Origin of the sequence: Pseudoduganella sp. OTU4001 (genome assembly GCF_038440195.1) — a bacterium.
GTDB lineage: Bacteria > Pseudomonadota > Gammaproteobacteria > Burkholderiales > Burkholderiaceae_D > Rugamonas.
Genome location: NZ_JASATG010000044.1, coordinates 1 through 15,134, shown reverse-complemented (window position 1 = coordinate 15,134; position 15,134 = coordinate 1). Strand labels below are relative to the sequence as shown.

The following is a 15,134-nucleotide window of genomic DNA, read 5'->3' as shown; positions in this document are numbered from 1 at the left end:
AGCTCCTTTTTATTGCGCGGCCAATACCCGCAGCAGTGCCGGTATTTCCGCCGCCATTTCGCGCGCCAGGTAGCCCAGTGGGCCGCAACGCAGCGCCAGTTGTTCGCCGGCGGCGCCGTGCAGGGCCACGCCCCAGGCCGCAGCCTGTTCCAGCGTGGCGCCACGGGCCAGCAAGCCGGCGATAAGGCCGGCCAGGACATCGCCCGAGCCGGAGATGGCCAGGCCGGCATTGCCGCCCTGGTGTTGCCACAATCCGCCGTCCGGCGCCGCCAGCACGGTGGTAGCGCCCTTCAGCGCGACCACGGCGTTCCAGCGCTGCGCGGCGGCGCTGGCGGCGCCTTGCGGTTCCTGTTCGATATTGGCGCGCTCGCCGCCGGTCAGGCGCGCCAGCTCGCCGGCGTGCGGCGTCAGCAGCACCGGCACGGCAAAGCGGAACTGTTCCCAGTCGACCGCTTCGTCCAGCAAATGCGGTTCGCCGCGCGGGTGCACGGCGCACATGGCGCGCGCGTCCAGCACGATGGGGGTGTCGCTGAAGCGTTCCAGCAGGCTGCGCACCAGCTCCACGGTGGCGGCCTCGTCTTCCATGCCGGGACCGGCCAGCACGGCGTCGACCTTGCCCGCCAGCTCGCCCAGGCGGCGCGCGCTGTCGGCCTGGAAGCCGTGCGCACTGGTCTCGCCCAGTGCGATCACGCGTGCTTCCGGGATCACGCTGCCCACCTGGGCCGCCACGCTGGCGGCGGTGGCGATGGTCAGCTTGCCGGCGCCGGCGCGCAGGGCCGCTTCCGCCGCCAGGATCGCCGCACCCGGCATTTCCGCCGAGCCGGCCACCACCAGCACGTGGCCGCGCGCTTCCTTGTCGCCGTCAAAGCCGGGCTGCGGCAGCGGCCATTCGCGCAGCACGGCGGGACTGAGGGCGATGGGCGTGCTCATGGCTTCGGTGCGGCCGGGATGTCCGGCTTGTCGGTGACCGGCGTGCCGCTGTCCTTGAGCGGCGCGACGAAGTTTTCCAGCTCCAGCACCAGCTTGCCGCGCTGGCCGGCCTGGGGATCGTACTGGTAGGAGGTGATGCCGCAGTTCGGCACATCGGCCGCGCGGTCGATGGCGAGGATGGTTTCCTCGTCGAGCCGCTCGAACAGGTAGCGGAAGCAATTGACGATGACCTGGTGGCCGATGATCAGCACGCGCTCGCGGCGGTACTCGCGGGTAATCGTATCGAGCACGCTGCGCAGGCGCAGGATCACGTCGCACCAGCTCTCGCCGCCCGGCGGGCGGAAATAGAACTTGCCGACGTGCTTGCGCTGTTCGGCCAGTGCGGGATACTGGTGCGCGATGCCCAGCGAGGTCAGGCGGTCGGTGATGCCGAACTCTTTTTCGCGCAAGCGTTCGTCGGCCACCACCGCCAGCATGTCGTCCGGCCCCAGGCACTGCAGCACCGCCTGCGCCGTGGCGCGCGCCCGCAGGTACGGCGAATACAGCACGACATTGGGCTGGGCGCCCGGCGGCAGGGCGGCAAACCATTGCGCCAGTGCATCAGCCTGGCGCAACCCTAGTTCGGACAAGGGGACATCGACATCGCGCTCGGCGATGTCGATCAACAACTCATTGGCAGCCGTCGCCACATCGCGCGCCACATTGCCCGCGCTCTGCCCATGACGCACCAGCCAGATCTGCTGCGGCCATTTTTGCTCCATCGCATACCTTTCGGCGGACAGTCAAAAGCCTATGGTATGCGATGCCGCCACCGCGCGGCACACAATCCCCACAGCCGCGTCCGTGTCCACCTTGGGGTCAGGCTCTTTGGTGGACACAGCCCCAGCCGTTGCACGGCCGGGCTCGTGTCCACCAAAGAGCCTGACCCCAAGGTGGACACGGGCTCAGCTATTGGGGAACCAGATGTCGAACGAGGTTTCGCCGGCGGCGTTGGGGGCCAGGCGGTGCGGGAAGCCGTGCCGTAGCAGCACTTCGCGCACCAGCAGCAGGCCGATGCCCTGGCCGCCTTTCTTGGTGCTGAAGAAGGGGGTGAACAGCTGGCTGGCCGGGACCTGCGCCAGGCGGGCGCCGCTGTCGATCACCGACAGGCGCAGGCCTGCGGGCTCGCGCACCAGTTCCAGTTCGACGGCAGCGCGGCCGCCGCGTTCGCGCTGGGTGGCGTCGGCCGCTTCCATCGCGTTCTTGACCAGGTTTTGCAGCGCCTGTTCGAGCAGCTGGCGGTCGAGCGGCAGCGGGCCGGCCGCGTCGCGCCGGCGCCAGCCGATGCGGATGCCGCGCCTGCGGCATGGCTCGCGGTACAGGTAGAGGATGTCTTCCACCACGTCCTGCACGGCGCACGGGCGCAGGTCGGGCGCCGGCAGCTTGGCCACGTGGGTGAAGCGTTCGATGAACTCGCCCAGGCTGGCGTTGCGGCGCTTGACGGCGCCGATGGCGGTGGCGAAGTCCTCGCCGTCGGCCTCGGCCAGCTGGCGGCGGTAGAACAGCAGCGATTCCAGCACGGAGCCGGTGGCGGCCACCGTGTTGTTGACTTCATGGCCCAGCACGCGCACCAGCTTTTCGTAGGTGGCGCGTTCGGAGCTTTGCAGCTCTTCGGTCAGTTCTTCGATCAGCAGGAAGCGGCGGGCGAAGCCGCGGTCGTAGAAGTGGCCGCGCTGGCCGCGGTAGCGGCGGCCGTCGGGGTCGGACAGCATGGTGCTGGCGCCGTCGGGCAGGCTGTCCAGCTGCCGCAGCAGGTCCTCGCGGTGGCGCAGCGCTTGCGCGCTGGGGTTGAGCAGGGAGATGCGGCCGTCGAAGTCGAACACGACGACGGCGCTGGGGGTGGCTTCCAGCAGGCGGTCGAGAAAGCCTTGCTGTTCGCCGAGGCGCAGGCGTTCGGCGTGTAGTTGGCCAAGCAGGGCGTTGAACTGGTCGACCAGCTGGTCGAGCTCGCTGTCGCCGCTGGCGCGCAGGCGGGCGGCGTAGTCCTGGTCTTGTAGCAGGTCGCGCAGGCGCTCGGTGTAGCCGAGCGGCTCGAGCGCGCGGCGCAGCAGGCGCCAGCCGAGGTAGAAGCTGAGCGCCAGCGCGGCTTCCAGCGCGAGCAGCAGCCAGGGGCGGCGTTGCAGCAGCGTGAAGGCCAGCGCGAACAGCAGCAGGTGCAGCCCGGCCAGGTAGGCGAACAGCCGGACGCGCAGGCGCTTCATGCCTCGCCGGCCGGCGCCGCGCTGTCGGCCGCGCTGGCGGCGGGAACGTGCAGGCCGTGGCGTTCGAGGCGGCGGTACAAGGCGGCGCGCGACAGGCCGAGGGCGGCGGCGACGCGCGAGATATTGCCCTGGTGCTGTTCCATGGCTTTTTCGATCATCAGCCTTTCGACCTGGTCGAGCGTCATGCCGTCCACGCCCAGGCGCGCGCTGCCGCCTTCCTCGTGCGCGCTGGCGGCCAGGAAGTCGGCCTTGTCGAGCTGAGGGCGGCCGGCCAGCAGCATGGTGCGCTCCAGCGTCTGGCGCAGCTGGCGGATATTGCCGGGCCAGGGCTGCGCCGCCAGCCACTCCAGCGCGGCCGGCGTGACGCTGGCGGCCGGCAGGCCGTAGCTGGCCGCCACCGTGCCGACGATATGGCGCACCAGCAGCGGGATGTCGCTGCGCCGCTCGCGCAGGGCCGGCAGGCGGATGGTGATCAGGTTGAGGCGGTAGAACAGGTCTTCGCGGAATTCGCCGCTGGCCACCAGTTCGGCCAGCTCGCGGTTGGTGGCCGACACCACGCGCACGTCGGCCTGCTCGCTGCGGCTGGCGCCGACCGGGGTGAAGCTCTGGTCCTGCAGCACGCGCAGCAGCTTGACCTGGTCCGGCCGCTGCAGCTCGCCGATCTCGTCGAGGAACAGCGTGCTGCCGTGCGCCGTGGCGAAGTGGCCCTTGCGGTCGCTGCGGGCATCGGTGAAGGCGCCTTTGACGTGGCCGAACATCTCGCTTTCGAACAGGCTGGGGGTGACCGCGCCCATATTGATCTTGACCGGCGCCAGCGCGGCGCGCGGGCTGTTGCGGTGCAGGGCGTCGGCCACCAGCTCCTTGCCGCAGCCGCTCTCGCCCAGGATCAGCACCGGCGCGCGGGTGGCGGCCACCTGGCCGATGGTGGCCAGCACGCGCAGCAGCTTGGGATGCTCGCCGATGATGCCGGCAAAATCGAACTGCCGGTCCAGCTCCGCGCGGCTCGGGCCCTGCGCGCCGTCGCCGGCGCCGCCGGCCGGCGGCACCGCGGCCAGCGTGGTGCGCACCAGTTCCAGCAGCTGCGCATTGTCCCAGGGCTTGGTGAAGAAATTGGCGGCGCCGGCCTGCATGCCTTTCACCGCCAGCGCGATCGAGCCCCAGGCGGTCATCAAGAGCACCGGCAGGGCGGGCTGGGCGGCGCGGAGCGCGGCCAGCAGCGCCAGGCCTTCCTCGCCGCTGGTCTGCAGCGAGAAGTTCATGTCCTGCAGCACCAAGTCGAACGTGTGCGCGGCCAGCGCCTGCAAGGCTTGCTGCGGTTCGTCGGCGCAGTGCGCTGCATAGCCGGCTTGCTTGAGCAGCAGTTGCAGCGAGACTTGGACGGCGCTGTCGTCGTCGACAATCAGGATACGGCGCATGGATTCCATTCATTCATAGTGCAGCGCCATGGCGGGATGCAGACGGCTGGCGCGCCAGCCGGGATACAGCGAGCACAGTAAGGATAGCAGATAGATAACGGCCATTGAAAGGGCCGCGCCGCCGGCGAACACGCCCCAGTCCAGCGCCTCGCCCAGGGCGCCGGTCAGCGGCAGCTGCACCAGCAGGGCCAGGCCGGCCGCCATGGCCAGCGACGACAGCAGCAATTGCTCGGCGACGATCTGGCGGTAGATGGCGCCGGCGCTGGCGCCCACCGCGCGGCGCAGGCCGATTTCCGGGATGCGGCGCGTGGTGTTCTGCCACAGCACGCCGAACAGGCCGAAGCACACCATCGCCAGCAGGAAGGCGGCAATCACGCCCAGCACCTTGAGCGGCACCAGCGCCATGGTCAGCTGCGAGGCGCGCAGCTCGGCCAGCGGGTTGATGGTGAAGGCCCAGTCGTTGCGCACCTGTTTGAGCTGGCGCTGCAGCTCCGGTTCGAACGCGCGCGGCGTGCCGGGCCGCACCTTCAGCAGCAGCGTCATTTGCATCTTGTTGCCGGCCATGGGCACGTAGCGGTACAGCATGAACGCGCGCGGCGCCATGAATTCGCCATGGCTGCGGAAGTCCTCGACCACGCCCACCACGCGGAAGCGCTGGGCCTCCGTGGGATTGCTCGCTTCGGCGCGGATCACCTGGCCCAGCGGCGAACCGTCAGGGAACAGCTCCTGCGCCATGCGCCGGGTGATGACGGTGGCCAGCGCGTCGGCGCCTTCGTCCTGCACCGACGGCCAGCGCCCTGCGGCCAGCGGCATGCCAAGGGTGGCCCAGAACTGGTCGCTGGCCTCGATCATGTTGGCGCGCACCGAGCGGCTGCCGTCGGCCAGCGCGATGCGCGACACCATGCTGGCGTCCTGGAACAGGGGGAAGGTCGTGATGCCGACGTTCTCCACTTGCGGCATGCTTTGCAGCGCGCGCACGAACTGCTCGTGCATGCCCTCGGTGCGGCCCAGCTGGTTGCCGTTCGGCGGCTGCAGCTGCACCGCCCACACGTCCTGGTACTGGAAACCCAGCGGCTTGTCGTACAGCTGCCAGTAGCGCACGCCGGTGGCGGCGATGGCAAACACGATCAGGAAGGCCAGCAGGATTTCGGCGCTGAGCAGCAGATTGCGCGACTTGCGCTTCCAGGTCAGTTTCAACAGGTGGCGCAGCATCAGGCGGCTCCCTTCAAGGCGTGGACAGGATCGAGGCGCGACATTTTCCAGGCCGGCAGCACGCCCGACAGCACGCCAAAGACAACGGTAATCAGGAGGCCCCAGCCGAACACGGCCAGGTTGAGGCCCACCTTCAGGTAGGGGATCGGGCCGGCCGCTTCCAGCCACCACAGCACGCCGGCCGCGCAGGCCAGGGCAATGGCGCCGCCGGCCAGGCACAGCACCACGTTTTCCAGCACCAGCTGCAGCGCCAGCTGGCGGTTGGTGGCGCCGAAGGCCTTGCGCACGCCGATCTCGGTGCTGCGCTCCATGATGCGGCCGATGTTCAGGTTGACCAGGTTCAGCGCCGGCAGCAGCATGAACAGCAGCATCAGCAGGCCGACCCCGCCCAGCACCAGGCCGGTGCCGCTCAGGGCGCCGCCGATGGTGACGCTGCCGGTGTCGGCGTCGAAATCGCGGCTGCTGGTGAGCATGCGGGCGAATAGGTCGATCTTGCTGTCGGCCCACATCTGGCCCCTGGTGAATTCCGGGTCGCCGGTGAAGTCCATGCTGCGCGCGATGCGCTGCACTTGCTTGCGGATGGCCGGCAGGTCGTCCGGGCTGCGCGCCAGCAGCAGGGCGACGAAGGTGCCGGTCATCTGCTGGCGGTACATGGTGTTGGGGTAGGTGGTGAGCGGCACCCACATGTCGGCGTAGGCGTTCAGGTGCATCGCGTCTTCCACCACGCCGATCACGCTGAAGCTTTGCGCGCCGGCTTCGACCTTGCGGCCGAGCGGGGCGGGATCGTTGAACAGCTTGCGCGCCATGGAGCGCGACAGCACGGCCACCATGCGGCCCTGCGCCACGTCGTCCGCGCTGGGCACGCGGCCGGCCAGCACCTTGAAGTCCATCACGCGCCAGTATTCGGCGTCGGCATGGCGCATCTGCACTTCGGTATTAGCGCCGTCCATGATGACCGAGGTCGGTTCCAGGCCGGAGACGGTGGCCACCGCTTCCAGTTCCTTGCCCTGCATCGGCTTCAGGAATTTGTCGATCACGCGGTAGCCGAGCGGGCTGCGGCTGGTAGCGGTCTGCTTGTCGTTAGTGGCTTCCAGCAGCTGGATCTGCAGGAAGCGGTTGCTGCGGTGCTCGACGCCGGAAGGGTAGAACGCTTCCTGCAGCAGGGCGGTGACGACCAGCAGCACCACCAGCGTCAATACGATGCAGGCCAGGTTGATGGCGGTGAACAGCTTGCGGCGCTGCGCCACGTTCCACGCCGTCAGGAGGTAGTTTTTCAGCATGGCCGCTCCTTACGCTACCAGCTGGCCGTCGAACACGCGCACGATGCGGTGCGCGCGGCGCGCTTCGTTCTCGTCGTGGGTGACCATGACGACGGTGGTGCCTTCGGCGTTCAGCTGGAGCAGGATGTCCATCACTTCCGCCCCCATCTTGCTATCGAGGTTGCCGGTCGGCTCGTCGGCCAGCAGCACGTCGGGCCGGCCCACCATGGCGCGCGCGATGGCGACGCGCTGCTGCTGGCCGCCCGACAGCTGGTTCGGGTAGTGCTCCATGCGCGCGCCCAGGCCGACCTTTTCCAGCGCGGCACGGGCCAGTGCGCGGCGTTCGGCGGCGGCGATGCTGCGGTAGAGCAGGGGCAGTTCCACATTGTCGATCACGCGCAGGTCGTTGATCAGGTGGAAGCTCTGGAAGATGAAGCCGAAGGTGTCGTTGCGCAGGCGCGCCACGTGCTTGTCCTTGTACGACTGCACGGCCGCGCCGCCGATGTGGATGGCGCCCGCGCCGGGGCGGTCCAGCAGGCCGATGATGTTGAGCAGGGTGCTCTTGCCGCAGCCGCTGGGGCCCATGATGCAGACGAACTCGGATTGCTTGACGTGCAGGTCGATGTCCTTCAGCGCCAGGGTTTGCACCTTGTCGGTGTGGTAGGTCTTGCTGATTTTTTCGAGCTTGATCATTGTGCGATCCTGATGGTGTCGTTGTCTTTGAAACGGGTGGTGTCGGAGATGATGATGCGGTCGCCGGCGCGCGCGCCGGCCAGGATTTCAACCTGCTTGCCGTCGCTGGCGCCGATGTCGAGCATGGCCTTGCGCGCGCTGCCGCCTTGCACCAGGAACACGGCCTGCTTGCCGCGCCCGTTGAAGGCCGGGCCGCGCGCCACCACCAGCGCGCCGTCCTTGCGCGCGGCCACGATGTTGGCATCGACGCGCAGCTTGTTGCGCAGGGCGGGGTGGTTGGGCTGCTCCAGCGTGACCAGCAGCTTGACGGTGCCGTTCTGGATTTCGGGCAGGATGGTGTGCACCTTGCCGCGCAGTTGCAGCGCGCCCTGTTCGACCAGCACTTCCTGGCCCGGTTCGACGCGGCGCGCGTGGAAGTCGGACAGCGTGGCTTCCACCCGGTAGTTGTGCAGGTCGGACACGCGCGCCACCAGCTGGCCGGTGGCGACGGCCGCGCCCTCGTCCTGCAGCAGCCAGGTCAGCATGCCGTCGAACGGCGCGCGCACCTGGGTGCGCGCCAGCAGGTCTTCCTGCTGCGCCAGCTGCTTGCGCAGGATGCTTTGCTGCAGCTGGGCGCCTTCGATATTGCTGCTGGTGGCGCGCCGTACGTCCTCGATCTGTTCCTGCTGCTGGCGCAGCTGGATTTCATTGCGTTTGACGTTCAGTTCCGCCGTCAGCAGGTCTTCCGCCGAGACGCCGCCGTGCTGGCGCAGGGTTTGCGAGCGTTGCAGCTTGGCGCGGGTCGATTGCAGGTCCAGCTGCAGCAGTTCGATGCTGCTGGCCAGCTGCTTGCGCTTTTGCTCCTGCTCCAGGCGCAGGGTCTGGATGCGGTTGTCCTGCTGCGCCAGCTGCTCTTTCAGGCGCTCGATATCGAGCTTCACGGCCTCGTTGTCCAGCTCCAGCAGCAGGCTGCCGGCGCTGACCTGCTGGCCGGGGCGGGCGTGCACCTTGGCGACCCGGGTCTGGATCGGGCTCGCTACCTGCTCTTCGTGGACGGGGATGACGACGCCGGCCGCGCCGATGGCGTCGGCGATGCTGCCTTGCCGTACTTCGGCGATAGTGAGTTCAGCGGCGCCCGCGCTGGGCGCCACCGCGCGGTTGACGCCCCACACGGCGGCCGTCGCCAGCGCCAGGCCGGCGCCCACCGCCAGCAGCGTGGCGCGGCGGCGGCGTTGGATGATCGAAGGGTTGATAGCTTGGTCCATGACACGGTGTATTGCAATCTCCGTGCCAGGCCTGGAAGGCGCATCTTTACGCGGCATGACGCGCCAGCGCTGCCCGCCGCCGCACAGGGGTGTCCGTTTCCGGACAGTGGTCAGGGCTCGCCGTAGTTCACCGAAATCATGAGCGAGCCGTCGGCGGTGCGCAGCGCGGATGCCCAGAGCCGTACGCCGGACGGCATGGGGTGGCACCCCATCTGGTGCCGCTGGCCTTGCGCCAGTTTTGCCGTGGCGGCCTCGAAAGCGGCGAGCGACTCATGCAGCTCGCCGACGCTGCAGCGCCGTTTCATGTGCGTGTAGACGTCTTGCCAGGCATCCAGAGCCTTGGCCGGGTCGGTGCCCATATAGGGGATCAGCATGACCCGAGTCAGTTTGCCGTCGCCGAAGTAGAAGGAGATGGAAACCAGGCGGTCCTCGAAAGGCTCGCCTTGCGCGCCGAGATCGCCATTTTTGAACCGATAGTAGCGCGTCGCGTCGCCGACGGCTGTGACCTCGGCCTTGCTCATGCCAAAGCGCCAGTCGCGAAATCCCTGTGCGAAGGCCGATGTATGCGCCAGCAGGAACAGCACTGCGGCGCAAGCCTTGATCGTCGTTATTCCCATCTCTGAATCGCCACGAGTATCCTAGACACTTCCTGGCCTCTCAAAATGTCGCTTCTCGAATTCCATCGGCGACAGCTTTTCATTGAATCCGTGTCGACGCTTTGGATTGTAGAGCATCTCGATGTAGTCGGAGATATCCTGCCTGGCATCGTCACGTGTCGCGTATATCCTTCGCTTGATCCGCTCACGCTTTAACAGTTGAAAAAAGCTTTCAGCCACCGCGTTGTCATGACAGTTTCCTCGCCGGCTCATACTGCAAACTAAGCGATGCGCAGCCAAGAAGTCTTGCCAGTCTTTGCTGGTGTATTGACTGCCTTGATCCGAATGTACCAGGACCTCGTTCGTCGGCTTACGTCGCCAAACAGCCATCAGCAAAGCCTTCATCACTAGATCTGCCTCCATCCTTGACGCCATAGACCAACCAACGACCTGCCGCGAAAATAAATCCAAGATGGTGGCCAGGTATAGATAGCCTTCGTAAGTTTTGATGTAGGTTATATCCGTCACCCAGACTCGATTGGGTTCGGTGACATCGAACTGGCGTTGCAAATGATTGGGCGCGACGACGGAAGGAACTCCTCCGCGCTTCCATTTCCGCTTCCAGTATCCTGTCTGCGAGCGAATGCCAGCTTCGCGCATGATTCGGTGCACACGATTTGCTCCACATTGCTCGCCGCATTCTTGCAGATCAGCATGCACTTTACGATACCCGTACACGGTACCGCTTTCCAGCCAGGACTCCTTTATTTGCGCTAGCAACCGCTTGTCCTCTATGGCCCGCTTACTTTCCGGCTGCACGCACCAGGCGTAGTAGCCGCTCGGGTGAACTTCCATCATTTCGCACAGACGCCGCACTGCGTATTCGTCCTTATGATCCCAAATGAAGGTGTACCTTACCCGGACGTCTTGGCGAAGTACACCGCGGCCTTTTTCAAGATGTCACGCTCCTCCGTGACGCGCTTCAGTTCCGCCTTCAGGCGCCGCATCTCGTCGGCCTGCGCTTCGACAGCTTTGCGCTTTGGTTCGGGTACGCCATAGCGTTTAATCCAGGCGTAGATGCTGTGGGTGCTAACGCCAAGCCTTTCGGCGACTTCCGCTGCAGGGTTGCCGCGCTCGGTTACCTGCTTGACCGCCGCTATCTTGAACTCTTCCGTATATCGATTTCCGCTCATGATCGCTCCTTTGCCACAATTATGGCTCAGGAGTATCTACAATACTCGTGGCGATTCACTCTTCACGTCGAATCAAACGTCTTTTCCTAAAAGCTTCTCTGCGACTTTCTTTAATTCGTGTCCCGGCAAAAACTGGTCCGTAATCGTCAGGATGGCGTAGAGGTTCCTCTTTAATGATTCCTGCGACAGCTCGCCGTCTTTGAGCGCTGTCTGCAGCAGATGCAGCGCCATGTCGGCCAGCAGTATTCTTTGTTTATCCTGCCATCCGGCCTCGCCGCGTTTCGACGGATGCTGCAGGTATGCCGACTCCGTCAAATCGTGGGCGGTGCGGGCTAAGGACAGGACTTGGTCGGTCAATCTCGGCTCGTCCATGTTTTGTGTTCAAAGTTGTAGTGATCGGCGATCATCGGCATGCTGGGACGGGAATAGAACAAGCTCGCCTGGCCCTCGTGCACGCGATAGGTCAGACTAAATTCCTTTTTCAGCGCATCAGCGTCGAGCCCCAGTTCGCTCAGGCTGGCGGGATAAGCCCCGGTACGGGCCTGGTGTGCCTGCAGGGCTGCGGCGACCGCAGTGGCCTCCGCACGGGCAGCGGTATCCCAATGCGTCCGAACGCTTAACGCAATTGCCAGCACACCTATCCAGATTGCGAGGCGTATCGCACGGCTGCGGCGCTCAGCTGGCCGCATGGTCATTCGAACGATTGAATATATCGCCCAGGGCAGGAAGCTCAGGGTGACGATGCCAATGACGACGCCGCCCCATAAGGCTAGCCCGCGGACGCATGTGAGCCCAAGGACGACGGCAGCTGCGGCCAGCGTTTTGGTCGGCAGCGATGGACCTGAGCTGGTTTTCATTGCAGCACCTGTGCCAGCCACTTGCACGGCGATGCATGCGCCATGCTGTCAGGGTCTCCAGCTGCGGCGGCCGCAGTTGCGTAGTCGCCTTCAACGGCGGCGTTGACTGCGCCATTTCCAGCGCCGGTTTCGTAGGCACGCGCGAGATCGGATACTGCGGCGAGGGCCGCCACGGCGAGCGGCTGGACGCGCTTGGCGCGGAAGCGTGCGTTCCCATTGCGCGCCGCGGCGCACAATGCCAGCTGGCCGCAGTCGGAATGGCCGGCAAGCACCACGCGCTCCAGGTCGGGCGCGAGACTTTCATCGCACAGCGTCGCCAGGTGATCCACGGCGAGCGCCACATCGCCGAATGTGCCGGGCCAGCCGCCACCCGGCGCGCCTACCCTGCGGTACTCGATGTTCCTGACTGCATAGCCCTTGGCTGCCAGGTCTTCAGCAATAGGCGCCAGCTCCTCGCGCCCATACGGCATGCGCCAGAACCCTCCGTGCGGGAGACACACGACAGCTGGCCGCGCGGCGTTCGGCAGGTACAGGTCGCCCACTTGCGAATCATGTGGGCCGTATTTGATGGTGCGCACTTTATTCAGCGCCGCTGGAAGCGCTGCCACACAGCTGCGCCGGTGCCACAGAACATACCGGCAAAAACGGCGCGGGCGAAATCGAATTCGCGCGCGGCGCTAAGCATCCCGGTATAAATCAGCGTTCCGATGGCGATGCCCAGACCGAGCTGGAGCGGCCGGTACGACAGCAATTTCTTCATTTCCGAACTATCGTTGATTTTTTGATAAACGGCATTATGGCCTGCGCGCCAGCTGACGCGCAATGGAGCATCCCCGCGAGCTCCTCGAGTCGTACTACTGAAAGCTACTGAAACCTACTACTGAAAACTACTGAAAATCGGACTTTTGGGCTTGGTAGCGCTATAAAGGGGCGGAATTTCAGTAGGTTTCAGTTGGGGTCATGCCTGCACGCGCACTGAGGGTCGTACTACTGAAAGCTACTGAAACCTACTACTGAAAACTACTGAAAATCGAACTTTTTGGCCCTGCAGCGCTCAAAAGGGGATAAATTTCAGGAGGATTCAGTATGAGCTACCGAGGGACTCTGGAAGTGCCCCTTCCCACACTGCGCGCGCTGCTCGAATACCAGACTGAGCAGGCGAATGATTGCGAACTTTCAGAACTGGCCGATCTGGCGATCCGTGAATGGCTGCAACGCCAGCGGGCGAAAACGCGGCCCGCGCCGCCGGCAGGTTATGGCTGGAAGAAAATCTTCCTGCCGGACGGAACGCGGCTGCGCGTTAAAAGTTGCAGCGGCGTGCACTACGCAGAAATCGTGTGCGGCGAACTGATCTACGAAGCGCGCCCGCTGTCGCCGAACCAGTTCGTGACGGCCTGCCTGGGCAACGTGGGAAACGCCTGGATGCTGATCTATGTGCAGCTGCCAGGCGAGGGTGTCTGGACGCAGGCGCTCAGGCTGCGCCATGCCGCCGAAGCGGAAGCCCGGCGCACTGAAAAGCGCCGCACCGAGCTTACTGGCGCGAGCGCGCCACCAGCGCATCCAGCACCTGCAGGGAAGCCGGCATGACATCCTCGTTGCCGAGATGGCGGTTGGCTTGCTGCACCATGGCCGGCTCGGTCACGAACTTGCCCCCGACGACAATGGTCGGCGTGCCGGTCACGCCATAGGTATCGGCCATGCGCGCCAGCGATTTGAGGCGCATGCCAACGCCGAACGAGTTATAGGCCGCCAGGAACTTCTCCTTATCCAGGCCATTGCGCACCGCCCATTCCAGGTTCTCGGCATCGCTGCGCAGGCGGCGGCGTTCCTGGTGCCAGGCGTGCAGCACCTTGTCATGCAGGCTGTCCTGCAGCTGCATCGCCTCCAGCGTCGCGAACAGGCGCGCTTCGAAGTCGCGCGTATCGCCGCTCGACAAATGGACGCGGCGGAAGTGCACCTTGTCCGCATTCTTCCTGACCCAGTCCGTCAACGGCGTCTCCACCATATAGCACGCAGGGCAGTGGTACATGAAGAACTCGATCACCTCGACCTTGCCTTCCACCTTCTGGGTCGGCTGCGCCTGCGGCAGGGTGCGGAATTCGGCGCCGTTGACCGGATTGGCCGGGGACGCAAAGGCGCTGCCGGCGCACAGTGCGGCCAGCGCCAGGGACAGAGTAATACGACGCATGAAGTCTCCTGTATTAATGGGTAGATTGGGAATCGACCTGCAATTCCTGGTCGCTGGCGAAAGACGCCATATTGGTTTCGCCCATGACCCGGCTGGTCACCGTGCCGGCGGCAATCGAGCCGCTGACGTTCAGCGCGGTGCGCCCCATATCGATCAACGGTTCGATGGAAATCAGCAGCCCCGCCAGCGCCACCGGCAGGTTCATGGAAGACAGCACGATCAGCGCCGCAAAGGTGGCGCCGCCGCCCACGCCCGCCACGCCCACCGAGCCGATCGTGACAATCGCCAGCAGCGGCGCCAGGAACGACACCGTGAACGGGTCGATGCCCACGGTCGGCGCGATCATCACCGCCAGCATGGCCGGATAAATCCCCGCGCAGCCATTCTGCCCGATGGTGGAGCCGAAGGAGGCAGCAAAGTTGGCGATGCCTTCCGGCGTGCCGAGGCGCTGGGTCTGGGTCGCCACGCTCATTGGGATGGCGCCCGCGCTGGTGCGCGAGGTGAAGGCGAAAGTCAGCACCGGCAGGATCTTGCGGGCGTAGCGCAGCGGATTGAGCCCGCTGGCCGACACCATGGCCAGGTGCACGCCGAACATCAGCAGCAGTGCGCAGTAGGACGCCACCACGAAGCCGATCAGGTTCAGGATATCGGCATAGCTGGAGCTGGCCACCACCTGCGCCATCAGCGCGAACACGCCGTAGGGCGTCAGGCGCAGCACCAGCGTCACCATGCGCATCACGATGGTATGCGCCACGTGCACCGCATGGTCGAAGGAAGTGAAGTGGTCCGGCTTTTTCTCCGCGATGCCGATCGCCGCCACGCCGATAAACACCGCAAACACCACCACCGCGATGGTGGAAGTCTTGCGCGCGCCCGTCATGTCGAGGAAGGGATTGCTGGGGATGAAGGACAGCAGCATGTTCGGCAGCGAGATCGCCTGCGCGTCGGCCAGCTTGCCTTCCAGGTAGGCGCCGCGCGCCACTTCGGCCGCGTTGGAAGCCAGCCCCACCGCGCTCAGCCCGAACAGCTTGGCCATCAGGATGCCGATCGCCGCCGCCACGGTGGTGGTCAGCATCAGGGTGCCGATGGTGAGGGCGCTGATCTTGCCCAGCGAGCTGGCGTTGCGCAGCTTGAGGATGGCCGACACGATCGACACCATAATCAGCGGCATCACGATCATTTGCAGCAGCTTGACGTAGCCGCTGCCGACGATGTCGAGGTACTGGCCGGTGAGCTTGACTTCCGGGGGGGCCGCGCCCGAAACCCCCCGCCGCCCCGCCCCCCAAGGGGTACCCCCCCCCCCCCCC

General features: G+C 65.7%; 17 protein-coding genes. 1 reads left to right on the top strand and 16 read right to left on the bottom strand.

What is annotated here, in order from left to right; all coding sequences use genetic code 11:
- Positions 1-9: 9 nt before the first annotated feature.
- The 14 genes from AAHE99_RS24695 to AAHE99_RS24630 all read right to left on the bottom strand — a co-directional run bounded on the left by AAHE99_RS24695 (position 10) and on the right by AAHE99_RS24630 (position 12,462).
- Positions 10-930 carry an NAD(P)H-hydrate dehydratase gene (locus tag AAHE99_RS24695; protein ID WP_342120425.1) on the bottom strand — a complete coding sequence of 307 codons (921 nt, stop codon included), beginning with the start codon at positions 928-930 and terminating at the stop codon, positions 10-12.
- Positions 927-1,691, bottom strand: a complete 765-nt coding sequence (locus tag AAHE99_RS24690; RefSeq protein ID WP_342120424.1) for a histidine phosphatase family protein — start codon at positions 1,689-1,691, stop codon at positions 927-929. Before AAHE99_RS24690 ends, AAHE99_RS24695 begins: the two co-directional genes overlap by 4 nt.
- A gap of 183 nt (positions 1,692-1,874) precedes the next feature.
- Positions 1,875-3,170 carry a sensor histidine kinase gene (locus tag AAHE99_RS24685; RefSeq protein WP_342120421.1) on the bottom strand — a complete coding sequence of 432 codons (1,296 nt, stop codon included), beginning with the start codon at positions 3,168-3,170 and terminating at the stop codon, positions 1,875-1,877.
- Complete coding sequence (locus tag AAHE99_RS24680) at positions 3,167-4,585, bottom strand: sigma-54-dependent transcriptional regulator (RefSeq protein WP_342120418.1); 1,419 nt, start codon at positions 4,583-4,585, stop codon at positions 3,167-3,169. The genes AAHE99_RS24685 and AAHE99_RS24680 overlap by 4 nt, the downstream gene beginning before the upstream one ends.
- A 9-nt stretch (positions 4,586-4,594) precedes the next feature.
- Positions 4,595-5,797, bottom strand: coding sequence for an ABC transporter permease (locus AAHE99_RS24675; RefSeq protein ID WP_342120416.1), 1,203 nt, complete (start codon positions 5,795-5,797; stop codon positions 4,595-4,597).
- On the bottom strand, positions 5,797-7,077 hold the full coding sequence (locus tag AAHE99_RS24670; protein WP_342120414.1) for an ABC transporter permease: 1,281 nt from the start codon (positions 7,075-7,077) through the stop codon (positions 5,797-5,799). The genes AAHE99_RS24675 and AAHE99_RS24670 overlap by 1 nt, the downstream gene beginning before the upstream one ends.
- A gap of 9 nt (positions 7,078-7,086) precedes the next feature.
- Positions 7,087-7,749 (bottom strand): ABC transporter ATP-binding protein, encoded by a 663-nt coding sequence (locus AAHE99_RS24665; protein ID WP_342120412.1) that lies wholly within the window; start codon positions 7,747-7,749, stop codon positions 7,087-7,089.
- Positions 7,746-8,993 carry an efflux RND transporter periplasmic adaptor subunit gene (locus AAHE99_RS24660; protein ID WP_342120410.1) on the bottom strand — a complete coding sequence of 416 codons (1,248 nt, stop codon included), beginning with the start codon at positions 8,991-8,993 and terminating at the stop codon, positions 7,746-7,748. The genes AAHE99_RS24665 and AAHE99_RS24660 overlap by 4 nt, the downstream gene beginning before the upstream one ends.
- Positions 8,994-9,103: 110 nt before the next feature.
- Positions 9,104-9,610 (bottom strand): hypothetical protein, encoded by a 507-nt coding sequence (locus AAHE99_RS24655; protein ID WP_342120409.1) that lies wholly within the window; start codon positions 9,608-9,610, stop codon positions 9,104-9,106.
- Positions 9,611-9,631: 21 nt separating this feature from the next.
- Positions 9,632-10,782, bottom strand: a protein-coding gene (locus AAHE99_RS24650; protein WP_342120408.1) for an IS3 family transposase whose coding sequence is annotated in 2 segments (ribosomal slippage) — positions 9,632-10,536 and positions 10,536-10,782 — 1,152 coding nt in all. Because the reading frame shifts where the segments join, the coding sequence is not laid out codon by codon here.
- Positions 10,783-10,854: 72 nt separating this feature from the next.
- Entirely contained in the window at positions 10,855-11,139 is a 285-nt protein-coding gene (locus AAHE99_RS24645; protein WP_342120407.1) for a hypothetical protein, read from the bottom strand.
- Complete coding sequence (locus AAHE99_RS24640) at positions 11,136-11,639, bottom strand: hypothetical protein (protein ID WP_342120406.1); 504 nt, start codon at positions 11,637-11,639, stop codon at positions 11,136-11,138. The genes AAHE99_RS24645 and AAHE99_RS24640 overlap by 4 nt, the downstream gene beginning before the upstream one ends.
- Positions 11,636-12,247: an alpha/beta hydrolase gene (locus tag AAHE99_RS24635; RefSeq protein ID WP_342120405.1), complete on the bottom strand. Its 612-nt coding sequence runs from the start codon at positions 12,245-12,247 to the stop codon at positions 11,636-11,638. The genes AAHE99_RS24640 and AAHE99_RS24635 overlap by 4 nt, the downstream gene beginning before the upstream one ends.
- Positions 12,223-12,462: a hypothetical protein gene (locus tag AAHE99_RS24630; RefSeq protein ID WP_342120398.1), complete on the bottom strand. Its 240-nt coding sequence runs from the start codon at positions 12,460-12,462 to the stop codon at positions 12,223-12,225. Before AAHE99_RS24630 ends, AAHE99_RS24635 begins: the two co-directional genes overlap by 25 nt.
- 263 nt (positions 12,463-12,725) lie before the next feature.
- Between AAHE99_RS24630 and AAHE99_RS24625 the strand changes: the two genes are divergently transcribed.
- Entirely contained in the window at positions 12,726-13,226 is a 501-nt protein-coding gene (locus tag AAHE99_RS24625; RefSeq protein WP_342120396.1) for a hypothetical protein, read from the top strand.
- On the opposite strand, the gene AAHE99_RS24620 is transcribed toward AAHE99_RS24625, so the two are convergent.
- Positions 13,171-13,827, bottom strand: a complete 657-nt coding sequence (locus tag AAHE99_RS24620) for a thiol:disulfide interchange protein DsbA/DsbL (RefSeq protein ID WP_342120394.1) — start codon at positions 13,825-13,827, stop codon at positions 13,171-13,173. The two genes, AAHE99_RS24625 and AAHE99_RS24620, sit on opposite strands and share 56 nt — an antisense overlap.
- A 13-nt stretch (positions 13,828-13,840) precedes the next feature.
- A partial coding sequence (locus AAHE99_RS24615) for an L-cystine transporter (protein WP_342120392.1) occupies positions 13,841-15,134 on the bottom strand: 1,294 nt, incomplete at its 5' end.